Below are 25,826 nucleotides of genomic sequence, written 5' to 3'. Positions count from 1 at the left end.
TGTGCATCACCCGCCGGCGAACGGCGGCAGGACCTCGACCGTCGCGCCGTCGCTGACGGGAGCCTCGCGCGTGACCTTGCGGCCGTCGAGCAGGAAGCTCGCGACCCGTGCCACGCGGGCGAGCTCGGGATGCGCTGCCACGGCAGCGTCGACGACCGCACCGACCGTGCCGCCGGGGAGGACTTCGCCGTCGGTGCCCGCAGCCGCACGCGCCGCGGCCCAGTAGCGCACCGTCACGGTCGTCGTCGCGCGCATCTCGCTCCGTCTCAAGGTTCATCGGGTCTGGTCCCTGCGTGACCAGTCTCGCCTATCCTGCAGGAGATGGCCCGACTGCTGCTGCTGACCAACGCGCTCGCTCCGAGCGCCGAGGTGCTGCCTGCCCTCGGGCTGCTGAGCCACACGGTGCGCATCCTGCCCGCCGAGGCCACCGCGCTCGTCGACTCGCCCGACTGCGACGTCGTCATCATCGATGCGCGGCGGGAGCTGGCCAGTGCCCGCTCGCTCTGCCGGGTCCTGCGCACGACCGGGATCGGCACCCCCCTGCTGGCCGTCCTCACCGAGGGCGGCCTCGCCGGCCTCACGGCCGAGTGGGGGCTCGACGACGTACTCCTCGACTCCGCGGGCCCGGCCGAGGTCGACGCACGGCTGCGCCTGGCCATGACGAAGGGGCAGGACGACGAGGCCGACCTCGACATGCCGATCACCTCGGGTGAGCTCGTCATCGACGAGGCCAGCTACTCGGCGAGGTTCCGTGGGCACCCGCTCGACCTGACCTACAAGGAGTTCGAGCTCATCAAGTACCTCGCGCAGCACCCCGGCCGTGTCTTCACGCGTGCCCAGCTGCTGCAGGAGGTCTGGGGCTACGACTACTACGGCGGCACGCGCACCGTCGACGTCCACGTGCGTCGCCTGCGGGCGAAGCTCGGGCCCGACCACGAGGCGCTGATCGGCACGGTCCGAAACGTCGGCTACCGCCTTGTACCCGACCGCGCCGGGGCGGACGCCCCCGCCAGCAGCCCCCAGCCGGCGACGACCTACCCGGTCGACTGAGCGGACGGCCCGGCCCCCTTGTGGGGACCGGGCCGCCGCTCTCTGCTGTCAGTGTCCTCCGAGTCTCACGGGACGAACGTGACCCGGTCGAGCGGGCCGGGAACGTACGGCGAGTGCGCCTCGAGGTAGTTGGCGAACGCGTCGATGTCGAGCCCACCGAAGTACTTGCCGGTCCCGTCCCGGAACGCCGGGAACCCGTCTCCACCGTCCGCGAGGAAGTTGTTGGTCACCACCCTGTACGTCGCGGCCAGGTCGATCGGAGCACCGTTGATCTGGACGTTGCTGACCGTCGCCCGGTCATGGGTGTAGGTCAGTCCCGCACTCGTCGCGAGGACGTAGGGACGGGTCGGCGCACCCGAGGAGTTGACGAACTGCTGGTTCAGCACGTTCACGATCTGCTGCCCCGTCAGGTTCAGTGAGACGAGGTAGTTGTTGAACGGCTGCACCGTGAACGCGGCCTCGTAGGTCACGTCGCCCGCAGCGTTCTCCAACAGGTCTGCCCGGATGCCGCCCGGGTTCATGAACGACACGACCGGAGCTACGCCACCCGGCGGGATCGTCGACGGGTCGGCGAGCTGGGCGTCGGCGATGAGGTCCCCGAGCGGGGACTCGCCTGCGTCGTTGGCCGTGCGGCTGACCGAGGAGCCGGACACCTGGCCGATGACCTTGTTGGCGATCGATGCCACGAGCGTCTTGTACTTGGCGATGAGCGCGGACTCGCCGGCGTCCTTCGCCACGTCCCGCGAGACGATCCGGTTGACCGAGTCGGCCATCGTCGGGCGGATGATGTCGGACGTGCGACGGTCGTACTTGACGTTGGTCTCGGTGTAGAGGCGACCGAACGACGAGGCGGACGTGACGAGGCGCGGGTTGTCGGCCTTGTCGGGCAGCGCACACACGTAGGGCTGGTGCGTGTGACCGGAGACGATCATGTCGATGGCCGGGTCGAGCCGGCTGTTGATGTCGAGGAGCGCGCCCGAGAGCGTGCCGCCGCGACCGCAGACGTAGTCGTAGTCGGCGCTGACCTGCGAGGTGACACCGGTGGCCGGGTCGGTCCACGGCATACGGCTGAGGTTGCCACCCTCGTGGAGCAGGACCACGATCGCGTTGACGCCCTGCTCCTTCAGGACCGGGACGAGGGCGTTCGCGGTGTCGGCCTCGTCCTTGAACGTGAGCCCTGCGACACCCGCGGCCGTGACGATGCTCGGCGTGCCCTCCAGGGTCATGCCGATGAAGGCGACCTTCGCGCCGTTGAACGTCTTGATCGCGTACGGCGGCAGGATCGTCTTGCCCGTGGCGATCTCGACGACGTTGGCGGCGAGGTAGGGGAAGGATGCGCCGGCGAAGGAGCCGTCGGGACACGAGTTCTGGTTCGCGGCGCCGTCACCGTCGTCGATGCACCCGCCCGCGTCGAGGCGCTGCAGCTCGCGGAAGCCCTCGTCGAACTCGTGGTTGCCCACCGCCGCGACATCGAGGCCCAGCTCATTCATCGCCTCGATCGACGGCTCGTCGTGGAAGGCCGCGGAGAGCAGCGGCGTGGCGCCCACGAGGTCGCCCGCGGCGACGGTGACGGTGTTCTCGTGCCCGGCGCGGGCCTGCGCGAGGTGCGTCGCGAGGTACTCCACGCCACCGGCGTTCGGCCCGGACTCGAGGATCTCGGTCACGTTGCCGTCCCTGTCGGTGTCATTGACATCGACGAAGTGGCCCGTGACGACACGGGCACTCGATCCGCTCGGCGTCTCGAGGTTTCCGTGGAAGTCGTTGAACGACAGGATCTGGATGTCGATCTGCGACTTGCCTGGCGCCTTGCTCGCGTCCGGCGCGGCGGTCGGTGCCGCCAGAGCGGGTGCCGCGAGCGCCGCGACGCAGGCACCTGCGATGGCGACGCCGGCGATGCGGCGGGTGGAACGGGACATGTCTTCCCCTTGTTCATCGATGGTGATCGTGCCGTGGGCACACCGGCGGAGGGTGATCCCCCGGTGCGGGCGAAACGGGGCTCGGGCACGTGCAGGTCTCGTGAGTGCAGTCCGGCGTGCCGTTCGCCTCGACTTCTTCAGGTGTCAGCGGGCTCCCCGTTGCCCCCTGACGCGGACCTTAACCCCAAACAGCCGCCTCCGGGGGGTTGCGAGGGACTGTGGTGGAATCGCCGTATGCCGCGCCCGACGGTCGCCCTGCGCGACGCGATCACTCCGCTCAGCCCCGACGAGTCAGAGGCTGTGCTGGCGCTGGCCGGCGACGCCGCGGCGGCCGACGGCTCGCAGCCCTTGTCCGAGCAGTTCCTCCTGGCCGTGCGGTCTCGCGAGCACGTCGGCGTCGTGCACCTGCTCGCCCACTCCCCCGACGGTGTCGTCGTCGGCTACGCACAGGGCCGGTCCGGTGACGGCCTGCCGTCCGGCGAGCTCGTCGTGGCGCCGGCAGCCCGGCGGACGGGCGTCGGCACGGCCTTGCTCCGGGGCCTGCCGGACGGCATACGCGTGTGGAGCCACGCGACCGGCGACGCGGCGTCGGTGGCATCGGCGTTCGCCGTGGCGAACGGCCTCGTGCCCGTGCGCTCGCTCCATGTCATGGGCCGCTCGCTGCGCCGCGGACCCGCGTGGCCGGCTCCGTCGCTCGACCCCAGGTATGCCGTGCGCTCCTTCGTGCCGGGGCGTGACGAGGACGCGTGGCTGGCGCTCAACGCGGCGGCGTTCGCGCACCACCCGGAGCAGGGGTCGCTGCGCCGCGCCGACCTCGAGCAGCGGATGGCCGAGCCCTGGTGGGACCCGGCCGGGCTCATCCTCGTCGTCGAGGCCGACCACCCCGACGTGCTCGCGGCGTCGCACTGGACGAAGGTCGACCCGCCCGGAGGCGAGGTCGGCGAGGTCTACGTCGTGGCGGTCTCGCCGGACCGGCAGGGCCAGGGTCTCGGGCGGGCCGTCACCGTGCTCGGCCTCGACCACCTTCGCGGGCTCGGCCTCGACCGGGTGGTGCTCTACGTCGACGAGGACAACGTCGCGGCGGTACGCACCTATGCGGCGCTCGGCTTCGAGGACCTCGAGGTGCACCGCCAGTACGCCCGGCCACCCGCGGACCGTACGGGGGCCGAGCCCGGTGAGCGCTGAGACGAGTTCACCCTCCCGTTGCCTTTCGGTGCCACGATGAACGCATGAGCACCGGCAGCCTCACCACGCCCGACCTCGACGAGCACGGCACGTCGCCCGCTGACGCGCCCGACGAGCTCGCCGACGACGCGACGGCCGAGGCGGGCTCGGAGGCCGCCGAGGTCAGCTCGTTCACGAGCACCGTCCCGACCCGTCGCGTCACGGCCCGGGCTCCCAACGGCCGGTTCGTCGGCCCGGGCGTCGCACCCGACCACGTGGGCGACCTGCCGGCCGACCGGTACCTCGAGCGCGAGCTGTCCTGGCTGCAGTTCAACGAGCGGGTGCTCCAGCTCGCGATGGACCCGGCCGTGCCGCTCCTCGAGCGCACCCGGTTCCTCGCGATCTTCGCCGACAACCTCGACGAGTACTTCATGGTGCGTGTCGCCGGCCTCAAGCGACGCATCGCGACCGGCCTCGCGGTGCGCACCGCTGCCGGCATCGAGCCTCGCGAGCTCATCGAGCGGATCGCCCGGCTCGCGCACGAGCTCATGCACCAGCACGCCGGCGTCTTCCAGCAGGACGTGCGCCCGGCGCTCGACGACGAGGGCATCACCATCGTGCGCTGGGACGACCTCGACGACGACGACAGGGAGCCACTGCACTACTTCTTCGCCGACCGCGTCTTCCCGGTGCTGACGCCCCTCGCCGTCGACCCCGCGCACCCGTTCCCCTACATCTCGGGCCTGTCGCTCAACCTGGCGGTGCTGCTGCAGAACCCCAAGACCGGCAGCGAGCACTTCGCCCGCGTCAAGGTGCCGCCGAGCCTGCCCCGTTTCATCCTCGTCGAGGAGGACCTCGACTCCGAGGTCGACCGCAAGCGCTTCGTGCCGCTCGAGGACGTCATCGCCAGCCACCTCGACCAGCTCTTCCCCGGCATGATCGTGCAGGAGCACTTCTCCTTCAGGGTCACCCGCAACGAGGACCTCGAGGTAGAGGAGGACGACGCCGAGAACCTCCTCACCGCGCTCGAGAAGGAGCTGACCCGGCGCCGCTTCGGTCCGCCGATCCGTCTCGAGGTCGAGGAGGAGATCGACCCCAAGGTGCTCGACATGCTCGCTCGCGAGCTGCAGATCAGCGAGCGCGAGATCTACCGCCTCCCGACTCCGCTCGACCTGCGCGGCCTGTTCACCATCGCCGACGTCGACCGTTCCGACCTCGAGTTCCCGAAGTTCTTCCCCCGCACCCACCCCGACTTCGCGCCGACCGAGAGCGCGAAGGCCATCGACCTGCTCACGGCGGTGCGCCACAAGGACGTCCTCGTCCAGCACCCCTACAACTCCTTCTCGACGTCGGTGCAGGCGTTCATCGAGCAGGCCGCGAACGACCCGAAGGTCCTCGCGATCAAGCAGACGCTCTACCGCACGTCAGGTGACTCGCCCATCATCGACGCCCTCATCGACGCCGCCGAGGCCGGCAAGCAGGTGCTCGCGGTCGTCGAGATCAAGGCCCGTTTCGACGAGGTCAACAACATCTCGTGGGCCCGCAAGCTGGAGGAGGCAGGCGTTCACGTCGTCTACGGGGTCGTCGGCCTCAAGACGCACGCCAAGCTGTGCCTCGTCGTGCGCCAGGAGTCCGACGGCCTCGTGCGCTACTGCCACATCGGCACGGGCAACTACAACCCCAAGACGGCCCGCGTCTACGAGGACTTCGGCCTCTTCACGACCGACCCGCAGGTCGGCGAGGACCTCTCGCGCCTGTTCAACCTGCTGTCGGGCTTCGCGCCGCGAAGCAAGTTCAAGCGCCTGCTCGTCGCTCCCCGGTCGGTGCGCTCGGGGCTCGTCGACCTCATCGATGAGGAGATCGCCATCCACGCTTCGCGCGCCAAGGGCGCCGAGCCCGGCCGCATCGTGCTCAAGGCCAACTCGATCGTCGACGAGGCGCTCATCGACGCCCTCTACAGGGCGAGCATGGCCGGGGTCCACGTCGACATCTGGGTGCGGGGCATCTGCGCGCTGCGTCCGGGCGTCGAGGAGCTGTCCGAGAACGTTCGCGTGCGCTCGATCCTCGGCCGCTTCCTCGAACACTCGCGGGTCTTCTGGTTCGAGCACGGCGGCGACCCACAGGTCTACATCGGCAGCGCCGACATGATGCACCGCAACCTCGACCGCCGCGTCGAAGCCCTCGTGCGCATCGCCGACCCGGGGCACATCGCGGAGCTCGCCGACCTCATCGACCTCGCCTTCGCCGAGACGACATCGCGTTGGGACCTCGGCTCCGACGGCCGCTGGGTGCGCCACCACCTCGCCGAGTCGGGCGAGCCCCTCGACGACCTCCAGGAGAAGCTCATCGAGCGCCACGACAAGCGGCGCCGCAAGGCCCGCCGCCGCTGACGGCACCCCGGACGCCGGCGCCCTCCCCCGGGGGTGGTGCAGGTCGTGCCGCCTACGGTGAGGCCATGAGGTGGCAGCGCACGAGCACCCAGCAGCTCACCGCCGACCCGGAGGCGGTGTGGTCGGTCGTCGGCGACCCGCGCCGCTGGCCGGAGTGGTGCGCGACCACCCACTCGGTCAAGCTCGACGGAGAGCCCCGCAGCGGCGGCTCGGGCAGCTTCCTGCCCGCGGCGGGCTGGGCGCGTGAGCTGCACCGTCGCACGGCACCGCCGCTGCGTCTCGTCACCGTCGCGGCGCCGCGGACCCTCGTGCTCGAGCAGCCCAACCCGGGTGGGGTGATGCGTGTCGAGTGGTCCCTCACGCCAGTCGACCGCGGCGGCACGCTGCTGAGCCAGCGGGTGCGCGTCACCGGGCCGCTGACCGCTCCCGTCGTCCTGGGCGTCGCGCGTGCCCTCGCGGACGGCTGGCCCGAGCAGGTCGCTCGCCTGGCGACGCTCGTCGTCCCGACCTCGACCGGGCTGCTCAAGGTCGTCGTCGCCGGCGGCTCTGGCACGCTCGGACGGGCTCTCGCAAGTGACCTGATGGCGCGTGGCCACGAGGTCGTCGTCCTCACCCGCCGCGCCGACGCGGCCCTGCCGTACCGGCAGGTCCAGTGGGACGGCGTGCGCCAGGGGCCGTGGACCAGCGAGCTGGCAGACCCGGAGCGGACCGCCGTCGTCAACCTCGCGGGGCGGCTCGTCGACACGCGCCCGACCCCGGCCAACGTCGCCGACCTCCGCGAATCGCGGGTCCGCCCCACGCAGGCCCTCGTCGAGGCGAGCAGAGCGCTCGAGCGGCCGCTGGCCCGCTGGGTACAGGGCTCGACGACCGCGATCTGGTCCGACGCCGGTGAGGCCAGGGTCACCGAGGCGACCCCGCTGCCGACCGGGCCGGCGGCCCTGCCGCAGATGACCGGCGTGGCTGCGCCGTGGGAGGCCGCCGCGCACGGCGCCGCGACGGACCACCTCGTCGTGCTGCGGACCTCGATCGTCATGCAGTCGGGCTCGCCCGCCTTCGATCGGCTGGCCGGTCTCACGCGCGCCGGGCTCGGTGGCCGCGTGGCGTCGGGTCGCCAGTGGTTCAGCTGGATCCACATCGAGGACTGGTTGACGCTCGTCAGGGCCGCGCTCGGGCTCGACCGGCAGGTCACGGTGCCCGCCGGGGTGGTCGTCGGCGCGGCGCCCGAGCCCGTGCGCAACGCCGAGCTCATGGCGAGCCTGCGTCGCCACCTCCGCCGCCCGACGTCACCGCCGACGCCGGAGCTGCTCGTGCGCCTCGGCAGCATCCCGCTGCGCACCGACCCCGCTCTCGGCCTCACCGGCCGGCACTGCACGTCGGACGTGCTGCGCGACGCCGGCTTCACCTTCGCCCACCCCACGCTCGACGGAGCGCTCGACGACCTCCTGCACTGACTGCTTGCACTGACCGGTTGCACCGACAGTTGCACTGGACTGCTGCACTGACCGGCATACGGGCACACCGCGCGCATGGGGCCCGTTCGGCGTCCGTGTCGGGCAGACTGACGCGCGTGGCCTCAGTGATCCCAGCCGCCGGCACGCTGCCGTGGCGCCGTCGTGACGGACAGCTGCAGGTCGCCATCGTCCACCGGCCGAAGTACGACGACTGGTCGTGGGCCAAGGGCAAGCTCGACCCCGGCGAGGACCCCAGTGTGGCCGCCGTCCGCGAGACGCTCGAGGAGACCGGTCTCGTCGTCCGACTCGGTCTGCCGCTGCCGCCGGCCGAGTACCCCGTGCTCGACGCGACCGGTGGACCCGCCACGAAGCAGGTGCACTACTGGGCCGCCAAGGTCGTCGGGGGCAGCGGCGTGCTCGAGCACGAGATCGACGAGGTGGCCTGGGTCGACGTGCGCACGGCACACGACCGCCTCGACTACGCGCGCGATCGCGAGCAGCTCCTCGCGCTCGTCCGCGCCGACCGCGCCGATGAGCTTCGCACCTGGCCACTCGCGCTCGTGCGGCACGCCAAGGCGACGCCGCGCGGAAAGTGGGACGGCGACGACCGGCAACGCCCCCTCGACGCCGTCGGCCGCGAGCAGGCTCGCGCCGTGGCCGGCGTGCTGGGGGCCTACGGCGTGACGCGCGTGGTGTCGTCCTCGTCGCAGCGATGCGTCGCCAGCGTCGAGCCGTATGCCGTGGCGCGCGGGCTGCGCCTGCGCACGCGGGACGCGCTCTCGGAGGAGCACTTCGCCGAGAGCCCCGCGGGGGCACTCGCCCAGGTCACGCGGCTCCTCGAGAAGGGCGACCCGTCAGCCCTGTGCAGCCACGGGCCCGTCCTGCCGGCCATCATCGAGATACTGCACGCCCGGGTCCTCCACTCCCCCGAACGCGGCCCCGTCGTCGCCGATCTGCTGCGGACCGCCGCGGACGGCTCCTTGCACAAGGGCGAAGTGCTCGTCTGCCACGTCGTCGGCAAGGGCGAGGACGCCCGCGTCGTCGACGTCGAGCGCATCCACACCTGACTGCTAAACCTTCATGGTCGGCCTGTTCGCGCGGCCCCGCATCCTGAGCCGGACCCGGACGCCAACCCGTCGACCGCCGTTCACCCTGCGTTAACCGCACGTGGGCGGCTGGTCATCCTGCGCGCCTATCTTCGCGATGGATCAACCGTCCAGCAGAGTCGCTCGGCAACGTCCCGAACGACCACCCAGAACATCCCATCGAGAGGGAACACACTCGTGTCTGTTTCGCGTATCAGCGCTCTCGGCGCCATCGCCCTGTCCGGCGCTCTTGCGCTCTCGGCGTGTGCGTCCGAGAACAACGGTGGCACCCCTGGCGCCGGCTCGACCGCCGCCGGCTCGACCGCCGCGGGCGACTGCTTCACCGGCGACCTCAAGGCCGAGGGCTCCTCGGCCCAGAAGAACGCCATCGACGAGGCCATCTCCGCGTACCAGGAAGCCTGCAGCGACGCCAACATCGACTACCAGCCCACGGGCTCGGGCGCCGGCATCAAGCAGTTCATCGCCAAGCAGGTCGACTTCGCCGGCTCCGACTCGGCGCTCAAGACCGAGCCGAAGGACGGCAGGATCGAGGCCGACGACGCGAAGGCCGCCTGCGGCTCCGAGGCGTGGAACCTGCCCATGGTCACCGGCCCCATCGCCATCGCGTACAACGTGAAGGGCGTCGACAAGCTCACGCTCAACGCCGAGGTCGCCGCGAAGATCTTCGACGGCAAGATCACGGCCTGGAACGACCCGGCCATCGCCGCGCTCAACTCGGGCGTCACGCTGCCCTCGACGCCGATCAAGGTCTACTTCCGCTCCGACGAGTCCGGCACGACCGAGAACTTCACGAAGTACCTCAAGGGCGCGGCCCCCGACGCCTGGTCCTACGAGACCGGCAAGAAGTGGACCGGCAAGGGCGAGGGCAAGGAGAAGTCGGCCGGCGTCGCCACCGCGACGAAGGGCCAGGACGGCGGCATCACCTACGTCGAGCTCTCCTACGCCCAGCAGAACCAGCTGAACACGGCCGCCATCGACACCGGGGCCGGTCCCGTCGAGCTGACCGCCGAGTCGGCCGGCAAGACGATCGCCACCGCCAAGCAGACCGGCACCGGCAACAACCTCGCGCTCAAGATCGACTACGCCACGAAGGAGGCGGGTGCCTACCCGATCGTCCTCGTGACCTACGAGATCGTCTGCTCGAAGTACGCCGACGCCGAGACCGGCAAGAAGGTCAAGAGCTTCCTCAAGACCTTCGCGTCCGACGACGTGCAGAAGAGCCTCGCCGAGCAGGGCTACGCGCCGCTGCCGGCCGAGGTGGCCACGAAGGTCAAGGCCGCGGTCGACGCGATCTCCTGACCAGCCGTCCGGCTGGTCCGGCGCGATCCGGACCAGCCCACGTCGCAGGGGCGGGCGCCGCACTCGGCGTCCGCCCCTGCGCCAGTCCCCCTCAACCAACTGAAGGAAGAGGCCACCACGTGTCGACACTGACCGGTGCGTCCGCCGCGGACGAGCTCCCCGGCCCCGACGGCAAGCGGCCCCTCGAGGGCGACCGCGCCTCCACCGGACGCCTCGGCGACCGTCTCTTCGGCGGGGCCGCCACCCTCTCCGGCGTCATCGTCATCGCCATCGTCAGCCTCATCGCGGTCTTCCTCATCGTGCAGGCCGTGCCGGCCCTGATGGACAATGACGCGAACTTCTTCACGAGCCGTGTCTGGGCGCCCGGGGGCGAGCAGCCGGCGTTCGGCATCCTCGAGTTCCTCTGGACGACCATCTCGGCCTCGACGATCGCGATGTTCATCGCCGTGCCCGTCGGCGTCGCCGTGGCGCTCTTCCTCACGCAGTACGCACCCACGTGGATGCGCAAGCCGGCGGCCGGCCTGGTCGACCTGCTCGCCGCGGTGCCCTCGATCGTCTACGGCCTGTGGGGCCTGGTCACGTTCGGCCCGTTCTTCAAGCCGGTTCAGGCCTGGATGGAGGGCGCGCTGGGCTGGTTCCCGCTCTTCTCCTCCACGGGCATCTCGGGCGGCACGATCTTCTTCATCGGCATCGTCTTGTCGATCATGGTCCTGCCGATCGTCACCGCGCTCTCGCGCGAGGTGTTCGACCAGACCCCGGTCACCCACAAGGAGGGCGCGCTCGCGCTGGGCGCCACCCAGTGGGAGATGATCCGCACCGCGGTCCTCCCCTTCGGCCGGCCCGGCGTCATCTCGGCCGCGATGCTGGCCCTCGGCCGGGCGCTCGGCGAGACCATCGCGGTCACGTTCCTCGTGTCCGCACTGTCCGACGGCACCGCCTGGACGTGGTCGCTCTTCAACGGGGGCGAGACGTTCGCCTCCAAGATCGCGAACAACGCGGCCGAGTTCAGCAACCCGAGCAAGACGGGCGCGTACATCGCCGCCGGCCTCGTCCTCTTCCTGCTGACCTTCGTCGTCAACAGCATCGCCCGCGTCGTCATCGAGCGCAGGAAGGCCTTCACCGAATGAGCATCGCCACCGACCGGCGCCCGGACGACGCGATCGTGCCGGACGACGCCGTGACGCCGCCGGGCGGACGTCCCGGCCGAGACGCGCTCGCCGAGATGCGCAGCCCGCACCGGGCTCGCGCGGTCAAGGACGTCGTGGCCCGGATCGTCATGTGGGGAGCCTTCGCCCTCGCAATGGTCCCGCTCGTGTGGATCCTGTGGACCGTCATCGGCAAGGGCGCCCACATGCTGACGACGGCCACGTGGTGGACGGGCAACCAGCGCAACATCAACTCCGACGACTTCGGCGGCGGCGCCCGGCACGCCATCGAGGGCACGCTCGAGATGGTCGGTCTCACGGCGCTCATCGCCGTGCCGATCGGCATCCTCACCGCCGTCTACCTCGTCGAGTACGGTCGCGGTCGCCTCGCCAAGGCGATCAGCTTCACCGTCGACATCCTCTCCGGTGTCCCCTCGATCGTCGCGGCACTCTTCATCTATGCCGTGTGGGTCACGACGCTCGGTATCGGCCGCTCGGGCTTCGCCGCGTCGCTCGCCCTCGTGCTGCTCATGATCCCCGTGGTCGTGCGCTCCACCGAGGAGATGCTCAAGCTCGTGCCCAACGAGCTGCGCGAGGCGTCGTACGCGCTCGGCGTGCCCAAGTGGGTCACCGTCGTCAAGGTCGTCCTGCGAACCGCGTTCTCCGGCATCGTCACGGGTGTGCTGCTCGGCATCGCCCGCGTCATGGGTGAGACGGCGCCGCTGCTGATCCTCGCGCCGTACACCAAGAACTTCCAGCGCGACCTCTTCAGCGGCAACTTCCCCACGCTCCCGATGATGATCAACCAGGACCGGGGCGACTTCGCGCTGGAGACCGCCGCCGAGCGCATGTGGGGCGCGGCGCTCACCCTCATCATCCTCGTCCTGCTGCTCAACCTCATCGGCCGGGTCATCGCGCACTACGGCTCGGTCAAGAAGTAAGAGAAAGCGAACCCATAGCGATGGCAAAGCGAATCGACATCACCGACCTCAACGTCTACTACGGCTCCTTCAAGGCCGTCGAGGGCGTCTCGATGACGGTCGAGCCCCGGTCCGTCACGGCCTTCATCGGCCCCTCCGGATGCGGCAAGTCGACCTTCCTGCGCACCCTCAACCGCATGCATGAGGTGATCCCCGGCGGTCGCGTCGAAGGCAAGGTCATGCTCGACGACCAGGACCTCTACGCCACCGGCATGGACCCCGTCACGGTCCGCCGCACCGTCGGGATGGTCTTCCAGCGACCCAACCCGTTCCCGACGATGTCGATCTACGACAACGTCGCCGCGGGCCTGCGCCTCAACGGCGTCAAGAACAAGAAGACCCTCGACGGCATCGTCGAGACCTCGCTCAAGGGCGCCAACCTCTGGACCGAGGTCAAGGACCGCCTGGGCAAGCCCGGGGCCGGCCTCTCCGGCGGTCAGCAGCAGCGCCTCTGCATCGCCCGGGCCATCGCCGTGCAGCCGCAGGTGCTGCTCATGGACGAGCCGTGCTCGGCGCTCGACCCGATCTCGACGCTCGCCATCGAGGACCTCGTCAACGAGCTCAAGAGCGAGTACACGATCGTCATCGTCACGCACAACATGCAGCAGGCGGCCCGCGTCTCCGACCGCACCGCGTTCTTCAACCTCAAGGCGACGGGCGAACCGGGCCGCCTCATCGAGATCGACGACACGACCCGGATCTTCAACAACCCGACCCAGCAGGCCACGGAGGACTACATCTCCGGCCGCTTCGGCTGATCCGGCGCCAACACATCCCCTCCGAGTCGAGTGGTCAGTTCCGTACGCCCCACCTCGCGTGAAAGTGACCACTCGACGGGTGAAGAGGTCGAGTGGTCACTTCGGTACGCCCCACCTCGCGTACGAAAGTGACCACTCGACGGGTGAAGAGGTCGAGTGGTCACTTCGGTACGGCAACACCGCCGACTTGTGCGGTCCCGTCAGCGGAAGATGGCGGTGGCGTACCAGGCCATGACGGCCACCAGGCCGGCGCCCGGGAAGGTGAGGACCCACGCGCCGACGATGTTGCTCGCGACGCCCCAGCGGACGGCGGAGAACCGCTTCGTCGCGCCGACGCCCATGATGGACGAGGTGATGGTGTGCGTCGTCGAGATCGGCGCACCGAACGCGAGACCGGCGACGTAGAGGATCGCCGCGGCGGTCGTCTCGGCCGCGAAGCCCTGCGGGGGCGTCATGTGGATGATGCGGCGGCCCAGCGTGCGCATGATGCGCCACCCACCGGCATACGTGCCGAGGGAGATGACGATGGCCGACAGCACGAGCACCCAGATCGGGATGCTGTCGCTGTCGTGGTGGCCCGAGATGTTGAGGGCCAGCACGACGACGCCGGCGGTCTTGGCGGCGTCCTGGAGACCGTGGCCGAAGGCCATCGCCGCGGCCGAGGCGGTCTGGGCGGTGCGGAAGCCGCGGGAGACTCGCCCGGGGTTGGCGTTGCGGAAGATCCACAGGATCGCCGACATGACCAGGTAGCCGAGCCCGAGGCCGATGATCGGCGAGGCGATCATCGGGATGACGACCTTCTCCCAGATGACGGTCCACTGGACGGCGACGCCGGCGACGAGTGCCGCGCCGCCGAGACCGCCGATGAGGGCGTGCGAGGACGAAGACGGCAGGCCGAACCACCAGGTGAGCAGGTTCCAGCCGATGGCGCCGACGAGGGCTGCCGCGACGAGCCACAACCCGTTGACGCCCATCGGCTGCTCGATGATGCCCGAGCCGATCGTCTTGGCGACCTTCGCGCCGAAGAAGGCCCCGAAGAGGTTGGCGATGGCGGCCATGCCGAGGGCCACCCGGGGCGTGAGCGCTCGCGTCGACACCGAGGTCGCGATCGCGTTGGCCGCGTCATGGAAGCCGTTGGTGTAGTTGAAGCCCATGGCCAGTGCGATGACAGCACCGACTCCCAGGACCGAGATGCTCGTGTCCATCAGGGGGTCAGGACTCCTTGACCGCGATGCCCTCGACCACGTGTGCGACCTTCTCGAACGCGTCTGCAGCGTTCTCGAAGCCGTCGACGATGGCCTTGACCTTGATCAGCTCGACCGGGTCCGGCGAGTTGTTGAAGAGGCTGGCCACCATCTTGCGGTGGAGCGAGTCGGCCTGGTTCTCGAGGCGGTTGATCTCGATCCAGTAGCTCTTGAGGTCCTTGAGCGAGCGCAGCCGCGGCATGGCCTCGGCGGTCACCTCGGCCATGCGCGCCAGGATCTCGAACTGCTCGGCCAGCCCGTCCGGGATCTCACCGACGCGGTAGAGCACGATGAGGTCGGCGGTCTCCTCGATGAGGTCCATGCAGTCGTCCAGCGAGGCCGCGAGGTTGTGGATGTCCTCGCGGTCGAAGGGCGTGATGAACGAGCTGTTCACCTTGTTGATGAGCTCGTGCGTGGCCTCGTCGGCCGCGTGCTCGAGCTCCTTGAGCCGGTCGGCCACCGCCGTGCGCTTCGAGGGCTCGACCTCGAGGAAGCGGGTCAGCTCACGGGTGGCATCGACAAGCAGCTGTGCAGAGGACGTGAAGAGGGTGAAAAAGCTCGTGTCCTGGGGTGTGATGCGAAAACCCACGGGGTTGCTCCGGTCGATCGGGGTCTGGTCCGGGGAAGATGCTACGGCGTAGTCGTCGCTCCAGCGCAACCGAGCCGCCATCCGGCGTTCACGTCGCCCGCGCGCGGCGGGCACCTTGCGCTAGTCCGCGGGGTCGGCCACCGAGGGGCTCTCGGGCACGGCGGCGGGGCCGGCGAGCGCCGGATCGTCCGCTCCGCGATCGATGATCCCGAGCAGCTCGTCCACCTCGTCGGGCGTGAAGTGGCGCGGGCTGGACGACGCAGCGACGACGAGGTCGCTCACCAGCTCGATCTCGTCGGCGAGTGCGACGTCGAGCAGGTCTCCGGTCCGCTCGTCCTCGGGCGTCATGGGATCAATCTAAGGGCCCGCGGGCGACCCGTGTGCGTAAGTCCGCAACGAGATGGGGCGAGACGGGCTGGGCCCGTGGTCGGCCGCCGACGCGAGGACGCCCTGGGGGTGGCGGGAGAGGTTGCGTCGGGTCGGGAGCGCCTCTCGGCACAGGGCCGCTCGTAGCGGCTGAATTTGGGACCCGGGGCTACCACGACCCGACGCGCAGCCAAGGATAAAGGCGGTCCGCCGCGATCACCAAAGACGTCAGAATGCAAGCCCTGGGCGCGTTCAGTCCAGTGTGCCGGCGCGCCAGAGCCGGGCGCACACCGTGAGGTCCTCGGCCATGACGAGGACGTTGGCGGCCTGCTCGGCGCTCTCGTCACCCGACGAGATGTCGGCGCGACCCGCGGACACCACGCGGCAGAACGCGGCCGCTCGCTCGAGGGCCACCGCGAGGTCACCTTCGAAGACGCCTTGGAGGACCTCGTCGATGACCCGGCCCATCTCCTGAGGACCGGGCGGTTCGGCGGCTCCGGCGACGGCGTGGTTGGGGCCCGTGAAGCGGATGCCGGCGGCATACTCACGGCTCGCCTCGTCAGGGGCCCGCTGCACCCATTCACGCAGCACGTAGAGGCGCCACAGCGCGCCGGGCAGCGACCGGGCGGGGCGCTGGGACCAGAGCTCGGCGAGGGTGGAGAGGCCGATGTCGTCAACCAGCGCGACGAGCTTCTGGGTGACGGCGGGGTCGGCAGCGGCACGGCCGGCGTGCACGAGTGCGAGAGCCGTCTCGTGGGCGACGTGGATCTGCTCGGTGGGGTCGTAGGCGGGGCCGTGCGCCTCGAGCGCGGCCTCGCTGAAGAAGGCGGGCCGCCTGGGGGCGCGGTGGTCGCTCTCACTCATCTCTGAAGGCTAGACCTCGGGCCAGACGCGACACCGGCGGCTCGCGCGTGACCCAGCCGTGACGTCTCGGGGACTTGTGAAGTGTTCAGTCTTTGTCTAGCGTTCTGCCTGTCGGTCAAGAAAGCGCCGCCACCCACTCTGGATGGAGACGACATGACAGACCCTCGCCGTGCCCCCCGCAAGGACGCCTGGACCCGAGAGCTCATCGCCACCTTCCGCACCGCACCGAGCGAGGCCGAGCGGTCACGCGCGCTCGAGACCGTGACCCAGCTGCACCTGCCGCTCGCCCGGTCCCTCGCCCATCGCTACACGGGCAAGGGACTCGACCGTGAGGACCTCGAGCAGGTGGCGTTCCTGGCCCTGCTCAAGGCGATCCACCGGTTCGACCTCGACCAGGAGACGGAGTTCGGCGCCTACGCGACGCCCACGATCACCGGCGAGCTGCGCCGCCATTTCCGCGACCACGGCTGGCTCGTGAGGCCTCCGCGCGGCCTGCAGGAGCGGCGTCAGCTCGTCACCGACGCCCGCGCGCGGCTCGAGCAGCGGCTCGGCCACGAACCGGACCAGGGCGACCTCGCCGACGCCCTCGGGCTGACGGTGGACGAGGTCAAGGAGGCCCAGGTGGCCTCGACGAACCTGCGACCGACGTCTCTCGACGCGACGACGGCCGATGGCGGCCGGCCGGTGCTCGACCTCGTCGACGCTCGCGCCGACCGCCGGTCCGACCCGGGGCTCGACGAGGGCATCGTCGTGCGCACGGCCCTGCGCCGGCTGCCGGCCCGTGACCAGAAGCTCGTCGAGCTGCGTTTCACGCACGACCTGACACAGTCGGAGATCGGCGAGCTCCTGGGCCTGAGCCCCATGCAGGTCAGCCGGCTCCTGCGCCGCGTGCTGGCCGAGCTGCGCGAGCAGCTCGAGTCCGCGGAGCTCCTCAGCGCCTGAGGCCGGCCCGACACCTGGTCGACGACGGCACGACCCGTTGCGGACGCGGATCGTCCGCAACGGGTCGTACGGTCGGTCCATGACGACCAACGCGACCCCCTGGGAACCACCGCTCGCCGGCACCGAGGTCGAGCACCTCGTCGGCGCGCTCGAACGCCTCCGCACGACGTTCCGCTACAAGGCGGACGGCCTCGACTCCCCCGGGCTGCAGGAGCGCATCGGTGCGTCGACGCTCACCATCGGTGGACTGCTCAAACACCTCGCGGCCTGCGAGGACTACACCTTCACGCACAAGCTGCGCGGCGAGCCGATGGGGGCGCCGTGGGACGCGACCGACTGGGACGGCAGCAACGACTGGGAGTTCCAGTCGGCTGCCGACGACTCACCCGAGCAGCTGTACGCCTTCTACGACGGCGCGGTCGACCGGTCCCGCGAGCGCCTCACGGCCGCGCTCGCCGACGGTGGGCTCGACCAGCTCGTCCACGTGTCCATGCCCGACGGCACGCACGCGAGCCTGCGCCGCCTCGTCTTCGACCTCGTCGAGGAGTACGGGCGGCACACGGGGCACATCGACCTGCTGCGCGAGGCCGTCGACGGGCGCGTCGGCGAGGACCCTCCGGAGGGCTGGACCGCGACGTCCGGGGGCTTCCGCCTGCCTGACGCCATACGCGGCTCGCCCGCGACGCACGACGCGCGCTCAGTGCTGGTAGGTCCCGTGGGTCACGGCGCGCGCCAGCGTCTTGAAGGCGAGGTTGAACGAGACGACGGCAGGTGAGGCCGACTCCTCGACGCCGAGCGCCGGTTCCGACACGGCGTGCACGACGAAGAAGTAGCGGTGCGGCATGTCTCCCTTGGGCGGAGCGGCACCCATGAAACCCGCCTCACCGCCGTCGTTGCGCACGTGGAAAGCATTGCCGGGCAAAGCCTTTGACGCAGCGCCGGCCTCGAGGGAAGTCACGTCGGCCGGCAGGTCGACGAGCACCCAGTGCCAGAACCCGGACGGTGTCGGGGCGTCGGGGTCGAAGCACGTCACGACGTAGCTCCGGGTGCCCTCGGGTGCGCCGCTCCACGACAGCTGCGGCGACGTGTTGCCCGCGTCGGCGACCTGGTCGTCCTTGAGGGGCGCACCGTCCGTGACGTCGTCACTGGTGACGGTGAACGAGGGCACCTGGGGCAGCAGCTCGTACGGGTTCGGTGCGACCGGTCGGTCGAGGCTCATGCGGTCCTCCTGCGAAGTCGTCGACGTCTGCACCATACCCACCGACGCCGTATGCCGTGTGGCGCGCGCGCGTGCGGTGCGGGGGCGGTGCGCCGGCGCGTCGGAGCAGATCAGCGTGACGTCCGCACGGATCGAGCCGGCCGCGGTTACCCTGAAACGAGAAACGGACAAATGCGACAGGGGTGTCCATGAACCAGGAGTCGGGCTCGGTCTCAACGGTTGGCTTCCCGGTCTTCGCCGTGCGGGAGTGGGCCGCCCGCCTCTACGAACAGGAGCGGCTGGAGCAGGACGCCGCGTGGTGGCGCCTGGCGTGGCCGTTCCTGCTCGCCCTGACCCTGGGTGCGGCTGCGGTCGCCGTCGCCTGGCGGTGGCCGATCCGGCGGTCCGACTACGCGTTCGGCAGCGTCGTCGTGCTCGCCGCCGCGGCCGTCGGTGTGGTGGTCGGCGGGCTGCTCCGCCTACGCGCGGTCAGGAAGCGCCGAGCCGCGGCGGCAGCCCGGCCGGCCACGGTCGAGAGCCTGCCCGAGAGCGCGCGGGCCGCCGTGCTCGCATCACCGCGGCTCCGGTTCCGTTGGCCCGCAGACGAACCCAGCTTCACCGCTGCCCGCGACAGCGTGGCGTCGCTCGCCCCGATGGGCGAGTTCGCCGCAGCGGTGCTCGTGTGGGCACTGACGATGCGGGGCCGCGTCGACGGCACGCTCGAGGACTGGGTCCGCGGCCGCCATCCTTGACCACGGTCAGGTCCTCACGGGGGGCGGCTCCTGGCCGATGGCGTGGAGCTTCTCAGGCGCTCGCGGTCAGGCGAGGCGCGAGGCTCTCCACGCGGCTCGCGAGATCCTCGACGGCGCGGTCGAACGCGTCGTCGCTGCCGTCCGGCACCGGGTCGGGGATCGACCAGTGCGCCCAGGCCAGGCCACGGAGCTCTTCGTGGGCCCGGTCGCAGACGGTGATGAGCAGGTCGCCGGGCCGGCTCGCGTCATCGAGCCGGCAGGGAGCGACCTGCGGCAGGTCGAGGTCGTGACGTGCCGCGGTGGCGATGGCCCGGGGGTTGATCGCCTCGCCCGGGTGGGTGCCGGCCGAACCAGCCTCGAGTCCACTCGCGCGTCGCCAGAGTGCGGCGGCCAGATGCGACCGGGCCGTGTTGGCCGTGCAGACGAAGAGGAGCCGCTGCGGGATGCGGGTGGGGCGGCGGGGCCCGCCGGCCGGGTCGGCAACGCAGTCGCCGACGGCCAACGAGTAGTACCACCGTCGGGCGTCGCCCTCGGATCGCCGGCGGGTGACGAGCCCGACCCGCTCGAGCACCTTGAGGTGGTGGGCGAGCAGGTTCGAGGGGAGCCCGAGCTCGACCCCGATCTCGGATGCTGACGCGTCGGTCACCGCGAGGTGGTCGACGATCTGCAGCCGCGACACGTCCGCGAGGGCGGCATGGACGTCAGCCCGCCGCTCCAGGGGAGACGTTCGCTCAGCATTCATTGAGTCAAGTTTGACTGAGCCAGTTGTCAGCCGTCAACATGGGCGCGTGAGCACCCCTCCCGCCCCCGACCTGCGCCGCAGGCTCTTCGCGGAGCTCGTCGGCACGGCCATGCTCGTCGTGGTCGTCGTCGGCTCCGGCATCGCCGCGCAGCGGCTCTCGCCCGGCGACACCGGGCTCCAGCTGCTCGAGAACAGCACCGCCACGGCATTCGGGCTCACCACGCTGATCCTGCTGTTCGGCCCGGTGTCAGGGGCGCACTTCAACCCGGTCGTCTCGATGGCGGACTGGGTGCTGGGTCGCCGTACCGGGCACGGGCTCACCCTGCGCGAGGTGGGCGCCTACGTCGCCGCACAGGTCGTGGGCGGCGTCGTGGGCGCCGTGCTGGCGAACGTGATGTTCGAGGTCGGCACGTCGGTCTCGACGAAGAGCCGCGCCTCCACGGGCACCCTTGTCGCCGAAGTCGTCGCGACGACGTTCCTCGTCGCACTCGTCTTCGCGCTGGCCAGGTCGGGCCGGGGTGCGGTCGCCGCCCCGGCCGTCGGGGCGTACATCGGGGCCGCCTACTGGTTCACCAGCTCGACGTCGTTCGCGAACCCCGCCGTGACCGTCGGCCGCATCTTCTCCGACACGTTCGCCGGTATCGCACCCGGCTCGGCCGCCGCCTTCATCGCCATGCAGGCTGTGGGACTCGCCGCCGGCGTCGGCGTGACCCTCGTCCTGCAACCCGACGCGAGTACGCGTGCCGACGACGTCGTCCTCCCCCACGCCAGCACGTCCCGGACCGACTACATCGACCTGGAAGGACAGCCATGACCTCCGACACCGCCCGCCCCCGCGTGCTCTACGTCTGCGTCCACAACGCAGGTCGCTCGCAGATGGCAGCGGCCTACACGCACCACCTGTCCGGGGGCGCCGTCGAGGTGCGTTCGGCCGGGTCGGCGCCCGCCGACGAGGTCAACCCCGCCGTCCGTGAGGCGATGCTCGAGGAGGGCATCGACATCTCGACCGAGACGCCCAAGATCCTCACCACCGATGCCGTTCGGGCCTCCGACGTCGTCATCACCATGGGTTGCGGCGACACCTGCCCGATCTTTCCCGGCAAGCGCTACGAGGACTGGGAGCTCGCCGACCCGGCCGGGCACGGCGTCGACGCCGTCCGTCCGATCCGCGACGAGATCAAGGAGCGCGTGCGCACGCTGCTCACCGAGCTCGGGGTCGAGCCCGTCGAGCTCGCACCGGTCACGCGTCGGGAGTGAGCAGCGCGGCCATGACGGCCAGGACCCCGGGCGCGACCCGGTAGTACACCCACGTACCGCGACGCTCCGACTCGAGGAGCCCGGCCTCGCGCAGCTTCTTCAGGTGGTGCGAGACGGTCGGCTGTGACACCCCGACGTCCTGGATGTCGCACACACAGGTCTCGCCACCGTCCGCTGAGGCGACGTTCGAGAAGAGGCGCAGCCGCACAGGGTCGCCGAGCGCCTTGAACATGCCGGCGGCGCGCTCCGCGTCCTCCACTGCGAGAGGCGCACGAGTCAGCGGCGTGCAGCACGGCTCGGCGACAGCAGTGGCGCTGGACGACACATCGAGGACCGGCAGCAGATTCGACATATGTCTATGTTGACATCTGTCGATACGAGGCGCAAGATGGCGCCTGTCAGGACATCGACAGCCGTCGAATCAAACCAGGTGGCCGTTTCCCCTGAGCGACCACGGTGCCCGGAGGTTCCCATGAGCAGCACGCCCACCCTCGCCCCGTCACCGGGCCCGAACGCCGCCGCACCCGTTGTGGTCATCGGAGCCGGGCCCATCGGCCTCGCCGCCGCGGCGCACCTGCTCGAGCGCGGCCTCGAGCCCGTCGTGCTCGAGCGGGGGAACCGCGCCGGGGCGTCCGTGGCCTCGTGGGGCCACGTGCGGCTGTTCTCCCGCTGGGCCGAGCTCGTCGACCCGGCCGCTCGGAGGTTGCTCTCCCGGCGCGGCTGGAGCGAGCCCGACCCGGCGCGCTACCCGACCGGCGCCGAGTGGGCCGAGCGGTACCTGCAGCCGCTCGCTGACGCCCTGGGCGACCGCGTCGAGTACGGCGTCACCGTGACGGGCGTCGCCCGGCTAGGTCGTGACCGCGTCGTCGACTCGGGTCGCGACAGTCAGCCCTTCACCATCCACGTGCACCACCCCGACGGGCGCACGCGGCGCCTCATCGCCACCGCCGTCGTCGACGCGTCCGGCACATGGACGCGCCCCAACCCACTCGGGAGCGACGGCTACCCCGCCGACGGCGAGCACGACCCCGCCGTCGCCGAACGGGTCTCCTATCGGGTCCCGGACACGCATGACCCCGGCGACCTCGCCCGGTTCGGCGGCAGGCGCACCGCCGTGGTCGGATCCGGCCACTCCGCGCTGACCGCCCTCGTCGCCCTGGCCGCGCTCGCCGAGCAGGTGCCGGGCACCCGCGCGGTCTGGGTGCTGCGTCGGGGAACGGTGGGCAACGCATACGGAGGCGGCGACTCCGACCAGCTGCCCGCGCGCGGCGCTCTCGGGCTGCGCGCCCGCGACGCGGTGGCGGCAGGACACGTCGAGGTCGTCGCCGGCTTCCGCACCGAAGTCGTCGAGCTCGACGGAACGGACGCGGAGGACGTGACGATGAGCCTCGTGAGCGAGGACGGGCGCCGCGTCGACGGCCTGGACGAGGTCATCGGCCTGACCGGCTTCCGGCCCGACCACTCGATCATGTCCGAGCTGCGCCTGCGCCTCGACGACCGGCTCGAGGCTCCCGTCGGCCTCGCACCGCTCATCGACCCCAACGTGCACTCGTGCGGCACCGTCTACCCGCACGGGGCGGCCGAGCTCACCCACGACGAGCAGGGCGTCTACGTCGTCGGGATGAAGTCGTACGGACGCGCGCCGACGTTCCTCGCGATGACCGGCTACGAGCAGGTCCGGTCTGTCACCGCCGCGCTCGCGGGCGACCACGAGGCTGCCTCGCGCGTCGAGCTCACCCTCCCGGAGACCGGTGTCTGCGGCGGCGCCGGGCTCTTCGACGAGCCGGATGCCGCCAAGGCCGACGGGAGCGGCGCCCCGGGCGGCTGCTGCTCCGCCGCGCCCCAGCTGATCCAGATCGGCGCCCCGTCGAGCGCAGGAGCCGCCGGATCCGGCGGATGCTGACGTCGGACACCCGGCGGTCGGCGAGCCGGGCGGCGCGACCACGCTTGGCGCTGCCGGCGCTGTGCGTCACGCAGGTCGTCGGTTGGGGCGTGCTCTACTACGCGTTCCCCGTCATGCTGCCCACGATCACCCGCGACACCGGGTGGTCACCGACGTCCGTGACGGCGGCCTTCTCGACGGCGCTCGTCGTCTCCGCCGTGGTCGGGATCCCCGTCGGGCACCTCGTCGACCGCACCGGCCCACGCCGGGTGATGGCCCTCGGTTCAGTGCTCGGGGCGGTGGCGTTCGCAGTGATCGCCACCGCCGGGAGCCTGCCCGTGTTCGCTGCCGCGTGGGTGCTGGCCGGGTTCGCGATGGCCGCGACGTTCTACCAGCCGGCGTTCGTGGCCCTCACCCGCTGGTACGGCCCCCAGCCCGTCCGCGCCCTGACGACCGTCACGCTCGCCGGCGGCCTCGCCAGCACCGTCTTCGCCCCCGTCACGGCCGCCCTGACCGACACGCTCGGGTGGCGCCAGGCCGGTCTCGTGCTGGCCTTCGTCGTCCTCGTCGTCGCGGCGCCCCTGCACGCGGTCGCTCTCCGCGGCCCCTGGGCACCGCTGGTCCCCCAGCACCGGTCCCACGGCTCGCCGGAGGGCCCCGGAACCGACGAGGTCTCCACGAGCATCGTCCGCAGCCGCCACTTCCTGCTCCTGGCCGCGGCGCTAACCCTGTCGGGGTTCGCCATGTATGCCGTCGTCTTCGGGCTCATCCCGCTGCTGACACACCGTGGCGCCACCACCAGCGAGGCCGCGTGGGGGCTCGGCCTCGGTGGCCTCGGACAGACCCTCGGCCGCATCCTCTACGCGCCACTGGCCGCGCGAACCCGTGCGCGGACCCGGACGGCCGCACTCATCCTGGCCGGCGGAGCGACCACGGCGCTGCTCACTGCCGTCTCCGGCCCCATCTGGCTGCTGACCGTGGCAGCGATGGCGGCCGGCGTGGTCCGCGGCAACCTGACCCTCCTGCAGGCGACCGCGGTTCCGGACCGGTGGGGCACCGTGGCCTACGGGCGACTCACCGCCACCCTGGCCGCCCCAGTCACCATCGCCGGCGCCCTCGCCCCGTGGGCCGGGGCAGCGCTGACCACCCCCTTGGGCGGCTCCCCGAACGTGTTCTGGCTGCTCGCAGCCGTCTCGACCGCTGCGGCGCTGCTCGCCTGCGCGACGGGTGAGGCTCCCGCCCGGTGGTCCGGGCATCGGTGAGGACGTGTGAGGACCGGTGGGGACGCGGTGGGCACGCCGTCGGTGTCGTGCATACTGGGCGGCACGACGGCGCACGACTGGAACCACCCGACGGATGTTCCTACCGTTGCTGGTGCAACACTGCGACGTCCCGGGCCTCTAGCTCAGTCGGTAGAGCGTCGGACTTTTAATCCGCTGGTCGTCGGTTCGAGCCCGACGGGGCCCACGAGCACCTGCTGTGGCATGCGCCCTGCCGCATGCCGTCCGCTCCGACGAGGAAGTCCCCGACCGTGATCGACGCGTTCGTCTACGACGCCGTCCGCACTCCGTTCGGCCGCTACGGCGGCGCCCTGGCGGGGACCCGACCCGACGACCTCGCCGCCCTCGTCGTGCGGTCGGTCGTCGACCGCTCCCCCGGCCTCGCCGGCGACGGCGCCGGGCAGGTCGACGAGGTGGTCTTCGGCAACGCGAACGGCGCCGGTGAGGAGAACCGCAACGTCGCGCGCATGGCCACACTCCTGGCCGGCCTGCCGACCAGCATCCCGGGCTCGACGGTCAACCGCCTCTGCGGGTCGAGCCTCGACGCGGCGATGATCGGGTCCCGCCAGATCGCGACGGCCGATGCCGACGTCGTGCTCGTCGGCGGCGTCGAGTCGATGAGCCGTGCGCCGTGGGTCCTGCCGAAGACCGAGAAGCCTTATCCCGCAGGCAACCTGGACCTCTCATCGACGACCCTCGGCTGGCGGCTCGTCAACCCGAGGATGCCGTCCGAATGGACCGTGTCGCTGGGCGAGGCGACCGAGCAGCTGCGTGAGCGGCACGGCATAACACGGGAGCGGCAGGACGCGTTCGCCGCGCGGTCCCACCGGCTCGCCGACGCCGCCTGGGCCGATGGCTTCTACGACGACCTCGTCGTGCCCGTCCCGGGTGTCGACCTCGCGCGCGACGAGTCGATCCGGGCGGACACGACACCCGAGCGCCTCGCCGGGCTGCGCACGTCCTTCCGCACGGAGGGTGGCACCGTCACGGCCGGCAACGCCTCGCCGCTCAACGACGGCGCCTCCGCGGTCCTGCTCGGCAGCGAGCGCGCGCAGGAGCGCCTCGGGCTTCCCCCACTGGCCCGCATCGCCGGCCGCGGCGCGAGCGCGATCGACCCGCAGTTCTTCGGTTTCGCACCCGTCGAGGCGGCGGACATCGCACTCGCCCGCGCCGGCATCGGCTGGGGCGACGTGTCAGCGGTCGAGCTCAACGAGGCTTTCGCCGCCCAGTCGCTCGCCTGCCTCGATGCGTGGGGCATCGACCCCGAGATCGTCAACCGCCACGGCGGCGCCATCGCCATCGGCCACCCGCTCGGCGCCTCGGGCGGCCGCATCCTCGGCACCCTCGCCCGGAGCATCCAGCGTTCGGGCGGGCGCTGGGGCGTCGCGTGCATCTGCATCGGGGTCGGCCAGGGTCTGGCCGTGGTCCTCGAGAACGTCACAGCCTGACCG

At 71.1% G+C, this 25,826-nt stretch carries 26 protein-coding genes and 1 tRNA gene; 18 read left to right on the top strand and 9 right to left on the bottom strand.

Features of this window, described 5'->3' with window-relative positions:
* Positions 1-6 precede the first annotated feature (6 nt).
* Positions 7-255 carry a MoaD/ThiS family protein gene (locus H9I49_RS21565; protein WP_188032467.1) on the bottom strand — a complete coding sequence of 83 codons (249 nt, stop codon included), beginning with the start codon at positions 253-255 and terminating at the stop codon, positions 7-9.
* Between the two features lie 66 nt (positions 256-321).
* On the opposite strand from H9I49_RS21565, the gene H9I49_RS21560 reads away from it, so the two are divergent.
* Positions 322-1,050, top strand: coding sequence for a response regulator transcription factor (locus tag H9I49_RS21560; protein ID WP_188032466.1), 729 nt, complete (start codon positions 322-324; stop codon positions 1,048-1,050).
* 65 nt (positions 1,051-1,115) lie between these two features.
* Here H9I49_RS21560 and H9I49_RS21555 read toward each other — a convergent pair whose 3' ends face one another.
* A complete protein-coding gene (locus H9I49_RS21555) occupies positions 1,116-2,966 on the bottom strand; it encodes a bifunctional UDP-sugar hydrolase/5'-nucleotidase (RefSeq protein WP_188032465.1) in 1,851 nt (616 codons plus the stop codon).
* A gap of 234 nt (positions 2,967-3,200) precedes the next feature.
* On the opposite strand from H9I49_RS21555, the gene mshD reads away from it, so the two are divergent.
* From mshD to pstB, 8 genes are all read left to right on the top strand, one after another.
* Positions 3,201-4,151, top strand: a complete 951-nt coding sequence (gene mshD, locus H9I49_RS21550) for a mycothiol synthase (RefSeq protein ID WP_188032464.1) — start codon at positions 3,201-3,203, stop codon at positions 4,149-4,151.
* 44 nt (positions 4,152-4,195) lie between these two features.
* The gene (locus H9I49_RS21545) at positions 4,196-6,520 is read left to right on the top strand and encodes an RNA degradosome polyphosphate kinase (RefSeq protein ID WP_188032463.1); all 2,325 of its coding nucleotides are present in this window, start codon (positions 4,196-4,198) and stop codon (positions 6,518-6,520) included.
* A gap of 65 nt (positions 6,521-6,585) precedes the next feature.
* Positions 6,586-7,971 (top strand): DUF1731 domain-containing protein, encoded by a 1,386-nt coding sequence (locus H9I49_RS21540; RefSeq protein WP_188032462.1) that lies wholly within the window; start codon positions 6,586-6,588, stop codon positions 7,969-7,971.
* A gap of 116 nt (positions 7,972-8,087) precedes the next feature.
* Positions 8,088-9,038, top strand: coding sequence for an NUDIX hydrolase (locus tag H9I49_RS21535; RefSeq protein WP_188032461.1), 951 nt, complete (start codon positions 8,088-8,090; stop codon positions 9,036-9,038).
* Between the two features lie 216 nt (positions 9,039-9,254).
* Positions 9,255-10,376 carry a phosphate ABC transporter substrate-binding protein PstS gene (pstS, locus tag H9I49_RS21530; RefSeq protein WP_188032460.1) on the top strand — a complete coding sequence of 374 codons (1,122 nt, stop codon included), beginning with the start codon at positions 9,255-9,257 and terminating at the stop codon, positions 10,374-10,376.
* A gap of 119 nt (positions 10,377-10,495) precedes the next feature.
* Complete coding sequence (gene pstC, locus H9I49_RS21525; RefSeq protein WP_188032459.1) at positions 10,496-11,503, top strand: phosphate ABC transporter permease subunit PstC; 1,008 nt, start codon at positions 10,496-10,498, stop codon at positions 11,501-11,503.
* Complete coding sequence (gene pstA / locus H9I49_RS21520; protein WP_188032458.1) at positions 11,500-12,462, top strand: phosphate ABC transporter permease PstA; 963 nt, start codon at positions 11,500-11,502, stop codon at positions 12,460-12,462. The genes pstC and pstA overlap by 4 nt, the downstream gene beginning before the upstream one ends.
* Before the next feature lie 20 nt (positions 12,463-12,482).
* Positions 12,483-13,259 (top strand): phosphate ABC transporter ATP-binding protein PstB, encoded by a 777-nt coding sequence (gene pstB / locus H9I49_RS21515; protein WP_188032457.1) that lies wholly within the window; start codon positions 12,483-12,485, stop codon positions 13,257-13,259.
* A gap of 200 nt (positions 13,260-13,459) precedes the next feature.
* On the opposite strand, the gene H9I49_RS21510 is transcribed toward pstB, so the two are convergent.
* From H9I49_RS21510 to H9I49_RS21495, 4 genes are all read right to left on the bottom strand, one after another.
* Positions 13,460-14,464 (bottom strand): inorganic phosphate transporter, encoded by a 1,005-nt coding sequence (locus tag H9I49_RS21510; RefSeq protein ID WP_188032456.1) that lies wholly within the window; start codon positions 14,462-14,464, stop codon positions 13,460-13,462.
* Between the two features lie 7 nt (positions 14,465-14,471).
* On the bottom strand, positions 14,472-15,092 hold the full coding sequence (locus H9I49_RS21505; protein WP_188032455.1) for a DUF47 family protein: 621 nt from the start codon (positions 15,090-15,092) through the stop codon (positions 14,472-14,474).
* Between the two features lie 120 nt (positions 15,093-15,212).
* Entirely contained in the window at positions 15,213-15,440 is a 228-nt protein-coding gene (locus tag H9I49_RS21500; protein WP_188032547.1) for a hypothetical protein, read from the bottom strand.
* 270 nt (positions 15,441-15,710) lie between these two features.
* Entirely contained in the window at positions 15,711-16,322 is a 612-nt protein-coding gene (locus tag H9I49_RS21495) for a hypothetical protein (RefSeq protein WP_188032454.1), read from the bottom strand.
* Positions 16,323-16,475: 153 nt separating this feature from the next.
* Between H9I49_RS21495 and H9I49_RS21490 the strand changes: the two genes are divergently transcribed.
* Together H9I49_RS21490 and H9I49_RS21485 are read left to right on the top strand one after the other, a co-directional pair.
* Positions 16,476-17,264, top strand: coding sequence for a sigma-70 family RNA polymerase sigma factor (locus H9I49_RS21490; RefSeq protein ID WP_188032453.1), 789 nt, complete (start codon positions 16,476-16,478; stop codon positions 17,262-17,264).
* 79 nt (positions 17,265-17,343) lie between these two features.
* Positions 17,344-18,039, top strand: a complete 696-nt coding sequence (locus tag H9I49_RS21485; RefSeq protein WP_188032452.1) for a DUF664 domain-containing protein — start codon at positions 17,344-17,346, stop codon at positions 18,037-18,039.
* On the opposite strand, the gene H9I49_RS21480 is transcribed toward H9I49_RS21485, so the two are convergent.
* Positions 17,962-18,483, bottom strand: coding sequence for a YbhB/YbcL family Raf kinase inhibitor-like protein (locus H9I49_RS21480; protein WP_188032451.1), 522 nt, complete (start codon positions 18,481-18,483; stop codon positions 17,962-17,964). The genes H9I49_RS21485 and H9I49_RS21480 overlap by 78 nt on opposite strands.
* A 188-nt stretch (positions 18,484-18,671) precedes the next feature.
* Here H9I49_RS21480 and H9I49_RS21475 point away from each other — a divergent pair, with 188 nt between their 5' ends.
* Positions 18,672-19,214 (top strand): hypothetical protein, encoded by a 543-nt coding sequence (locus H9I49_RS21475; protein ID WP_188032450.1) that lies wholly within the window; start codon positions 18,672-18,674, stop codon positions 19,212-19,214.
* Positions 19,215-19,266: 52 nt separating this feature from the next.
* Here H9I49_RS21475 and H9I49_RS21470 read toward each other — a convergent pair whose 3' ends face one another.
* A complete protein-coding gene (locus H9I49_RS21470) occupies positions 19,267-19,956 on the bottom strand; it encodes a helix-turn-helix domain-containing protein (protein ID WP_188032449.1) in 690 nt (229 codons plus the stop codon).
* 46 nt (positions 19,957-20,002) lie between these two features.
* Here H9I49_RS21470 and H9I49_RS21465 point away from each other — a divergent pair, with 46 nt between their 5' ends.
* Entirely contained in the window at positions 20,003-20,770 is a 768-nt protein-coding gene (locus H9I49_RS21465; RefSeq protein WP_188032448.1) for an aquaporin, read from the top strand.
* The gene (locus H9I49_RS21460; RefSeq protein WP_188032447.1) at positions 20,767-21,213 is read left to right on the top strand and encodes an arsenate reductase ArsC; all 447 of its coding nucleotides are present in this window, start codon (positions 20,767-20,769) and stop codon (positions 21,211-21,213) included. The genes H9I49_RS21465 and H9I49_RS21460 overlap by 4 nt, the downstream gene beginning before the upstream one ends.
* On the opposite strand, the gene H9I49_RS21455 is transcribed toward H9I49_RS21460, so the two are convergent.
* Complete coding sequence (locus tag H9I49_RS21455; protein ID WP_188032446.1) at positions 21,197-21,565, bottom strand: helix-turn-helix transcriptional regulator; 369 nt, start codon at positions 21,563-21,565, stop codon at positions 21,197-21,199. The genes H9I49_RS21460 and H9I49_RS21455 overlap by 17 nt on opposite strands.
* Positions 21,566-21,685: 120 nt before the next feature.
* On the opposite strand from H9I49_RS21455, the gene H9I49_RS21450 reads away from it, so the two are divergent.
* From H9I49_RS21450 to H9I49_RS21435, 4 genes are all read left to right on the top strand, one after another.
* A complete protein-coding gene (locus H9I49_RS21450) occupies positions 21,686-23,116 on the top strand; it encodes an FAD-dependent oxidoreductase (RefSeq protein ID WP_188032445.1) in 1,431 nt (476 codons plus the stop codon).
* Entirely contained in the window at positions 23,110-24,357 is a 1,248-nt protein-coding gene (locus tag H9I49_RS21445; RefSeq protein WP_188032444.1) for an MFS transporter, read from the top strand. The genes H9I49_RS21450 and H9I49_RS21445 overlap by 7 nt, the downstream gene beginning before the upstream one ends.
* Positions 24,358-24,489: 132 nt before the next feature.
* A tRNA-Lys gene (locus H9I49_RS21440) sits at positions 24,490-24,562 on the top strand.
* A 64-nt stretch (positions 24,563-24,626) separates the two neighbouring features.
* The gene (locus H9I49_RS21435; protein WP_188032443.1) at positions 24,627-25,823 is read left to right on the top strand and encodes a thiolase family protein; all 1,197 of its coding nucleotides are present in this window, start codon (positions 24,627-24,629) and stop codon (positions 25,821-25,823) included.
* Positions 25,824-25,826 lie beyond the last annotated feature (3 nt).

This window comes from Terrabacter sp. MAHUQ-38 (assembly GCF_014518425.1).
Classification (GTDB): Bacteria; Actinomycetota; Actinomycetes; order Actinomycetales; family Dermatophilaceae; genus Terrabacter.
Note: the sequence above shows the minus strand (reverse complement) of the source record. Positions and strands in the feature narration are given on the sequence as shown.

Bases quoted from the DNA above. Each gene is read 5' to 3' on its own strand.
- H9I49_RS21565 (WP_188032467.1), bottom strand. From the start codon at position 255: ATGCGCGCGACGACGACCGTGACGGTGCGCTACTGGGCCGCGGCGCGT.
- H9I49_RS21560 (WP_188032466.1), top strand. From the start codon at position 322: ATGGCCCGACTGCTGCTGCTGACCAACGCGCTCGCTCCGAGCGCCGAG.
- H9I49_RS21555 (WP_188032465.1), bottom strand. From the start codon at position 2,966: ATGTCCCGTTCCACCCGCCGCATCGCCGGCGTCGCCATCGCAGGTGCC.
- mshD (WP_188032464.1), top strand. From the start codon at position 3,201: ATGCCGCGCCCGACGGTCGCCCTGCGCGACGCGATCACTCCGCTCAGC.
- H9I49_RS21545 (WP_188032463.1), top strand. From the start codon at position 4,196: ATGAGCACCGGCAGCCTCACCACGCCCGACCTCGACGAGCACGGCACG.
- H9I49_RS21540 (WP_188032462.1), top strand. From the start codon at position 6,586: ATGAGGTGGCAGCGCACGAGCACCCAGCAGCTCACCGCCGACCCGGAG.
- pstA (WP_188032458.1), top strand. From the start codon at position 11,500: ATGAGCATCGCCACCGACCGGCGCCCGGACGACGCGATCGTGCCGGAC.
- pstB (WP_188032457.1), top strand. From the start codon at position 12,483: ATGGCAAAGCGAATCGACATCACCGACCTCAACGTCTACTACGGCTCC.
- H9I49_RS21510 (WP_188032456.1), bottom strand. From the start codon at position 14,464: ATGGACACGAGCATCTCGGTCCTGGGAGTCGGTGCTGTCATCGCACTG.
- H9I49_RS21500 (WP_188032547.1), bottom strand. From the start codon at position 15,440: ATGACGCCCGAGGACGAGCGGACCGGAGACCTGCTCGACGTCGCACTC.
- H9I49_RS21495 (WP_188032454.1), bottom strand. From the start codon at position 16,322: ATGAGTGAGAGCGACCACCGCGCCCCCAGGCGGCCCGCCTTCTTCAGC.
- H9I49_RS21490 (WP_188032453.1), top strand. From the start codon at position 16,476: ATGACAGACCCTCGCCGTGCCCCCCGCAAGGACGCCTGGACCCGAGAG.
- H9I49_RS21485 (WP_188032452.1), top strand. From the start codon at position 17,344: ATGACGACCAACGCGACCCCCTGGGAACCACCGCTCGCCGGCACCGAG.
- H9I49_RS21480 (WP_188032451.1), bottom strand. From the start codon at position 18,483: ATGAGCCTCGACCGACCGGTCGCACCGAACCCGTACGAGCTGCTGCCC.
- H9I49_RS21475 (WP_188032450.1), top strand. From the start codon at position 18,672: ATGAACCAGGAGTCGGGCTCGGTCTCAACGGTTGGCTTCCCGGTCTTC.
- H9I49_RS21470 (WP_188032449.1), bottom strand. From the start codon at position 19,956: ATGAATGCTGAGCGAACGTCTCCCCTGGAGCGGCGGGCTGACGTCCAT.
- H9I49_RS21460 (WP_188032447.1), top strand. From the start codon at position 20,767: ATGACCTCCGACACCGCCCGCCCCCGCGTGCTCTACGTCTGCGTCCAC.
- H9I49_RS21455 (WP_188032446.1), bottom strand. From the start codon at position 21,565: ATGTCGAATCTGCTGCCGGTCCTCGATGTGTCGTCCAGCGCCACTGCT.
- H9I49_RS21450 (WP_188032445.1), top strand. From the start codon at position 21,686: ATGAGCAGCACGCCCACCCTCGCCCCGTCACCGGGCCCGAACGCCGCC.
- H9I49_RS21445 (WP_188032444.1), top strand. From the start codon at position 23,110: ATGCTGACGTCGGACACCCGGCGGTCGGCGAGCCGGGCGGCGCGACCA.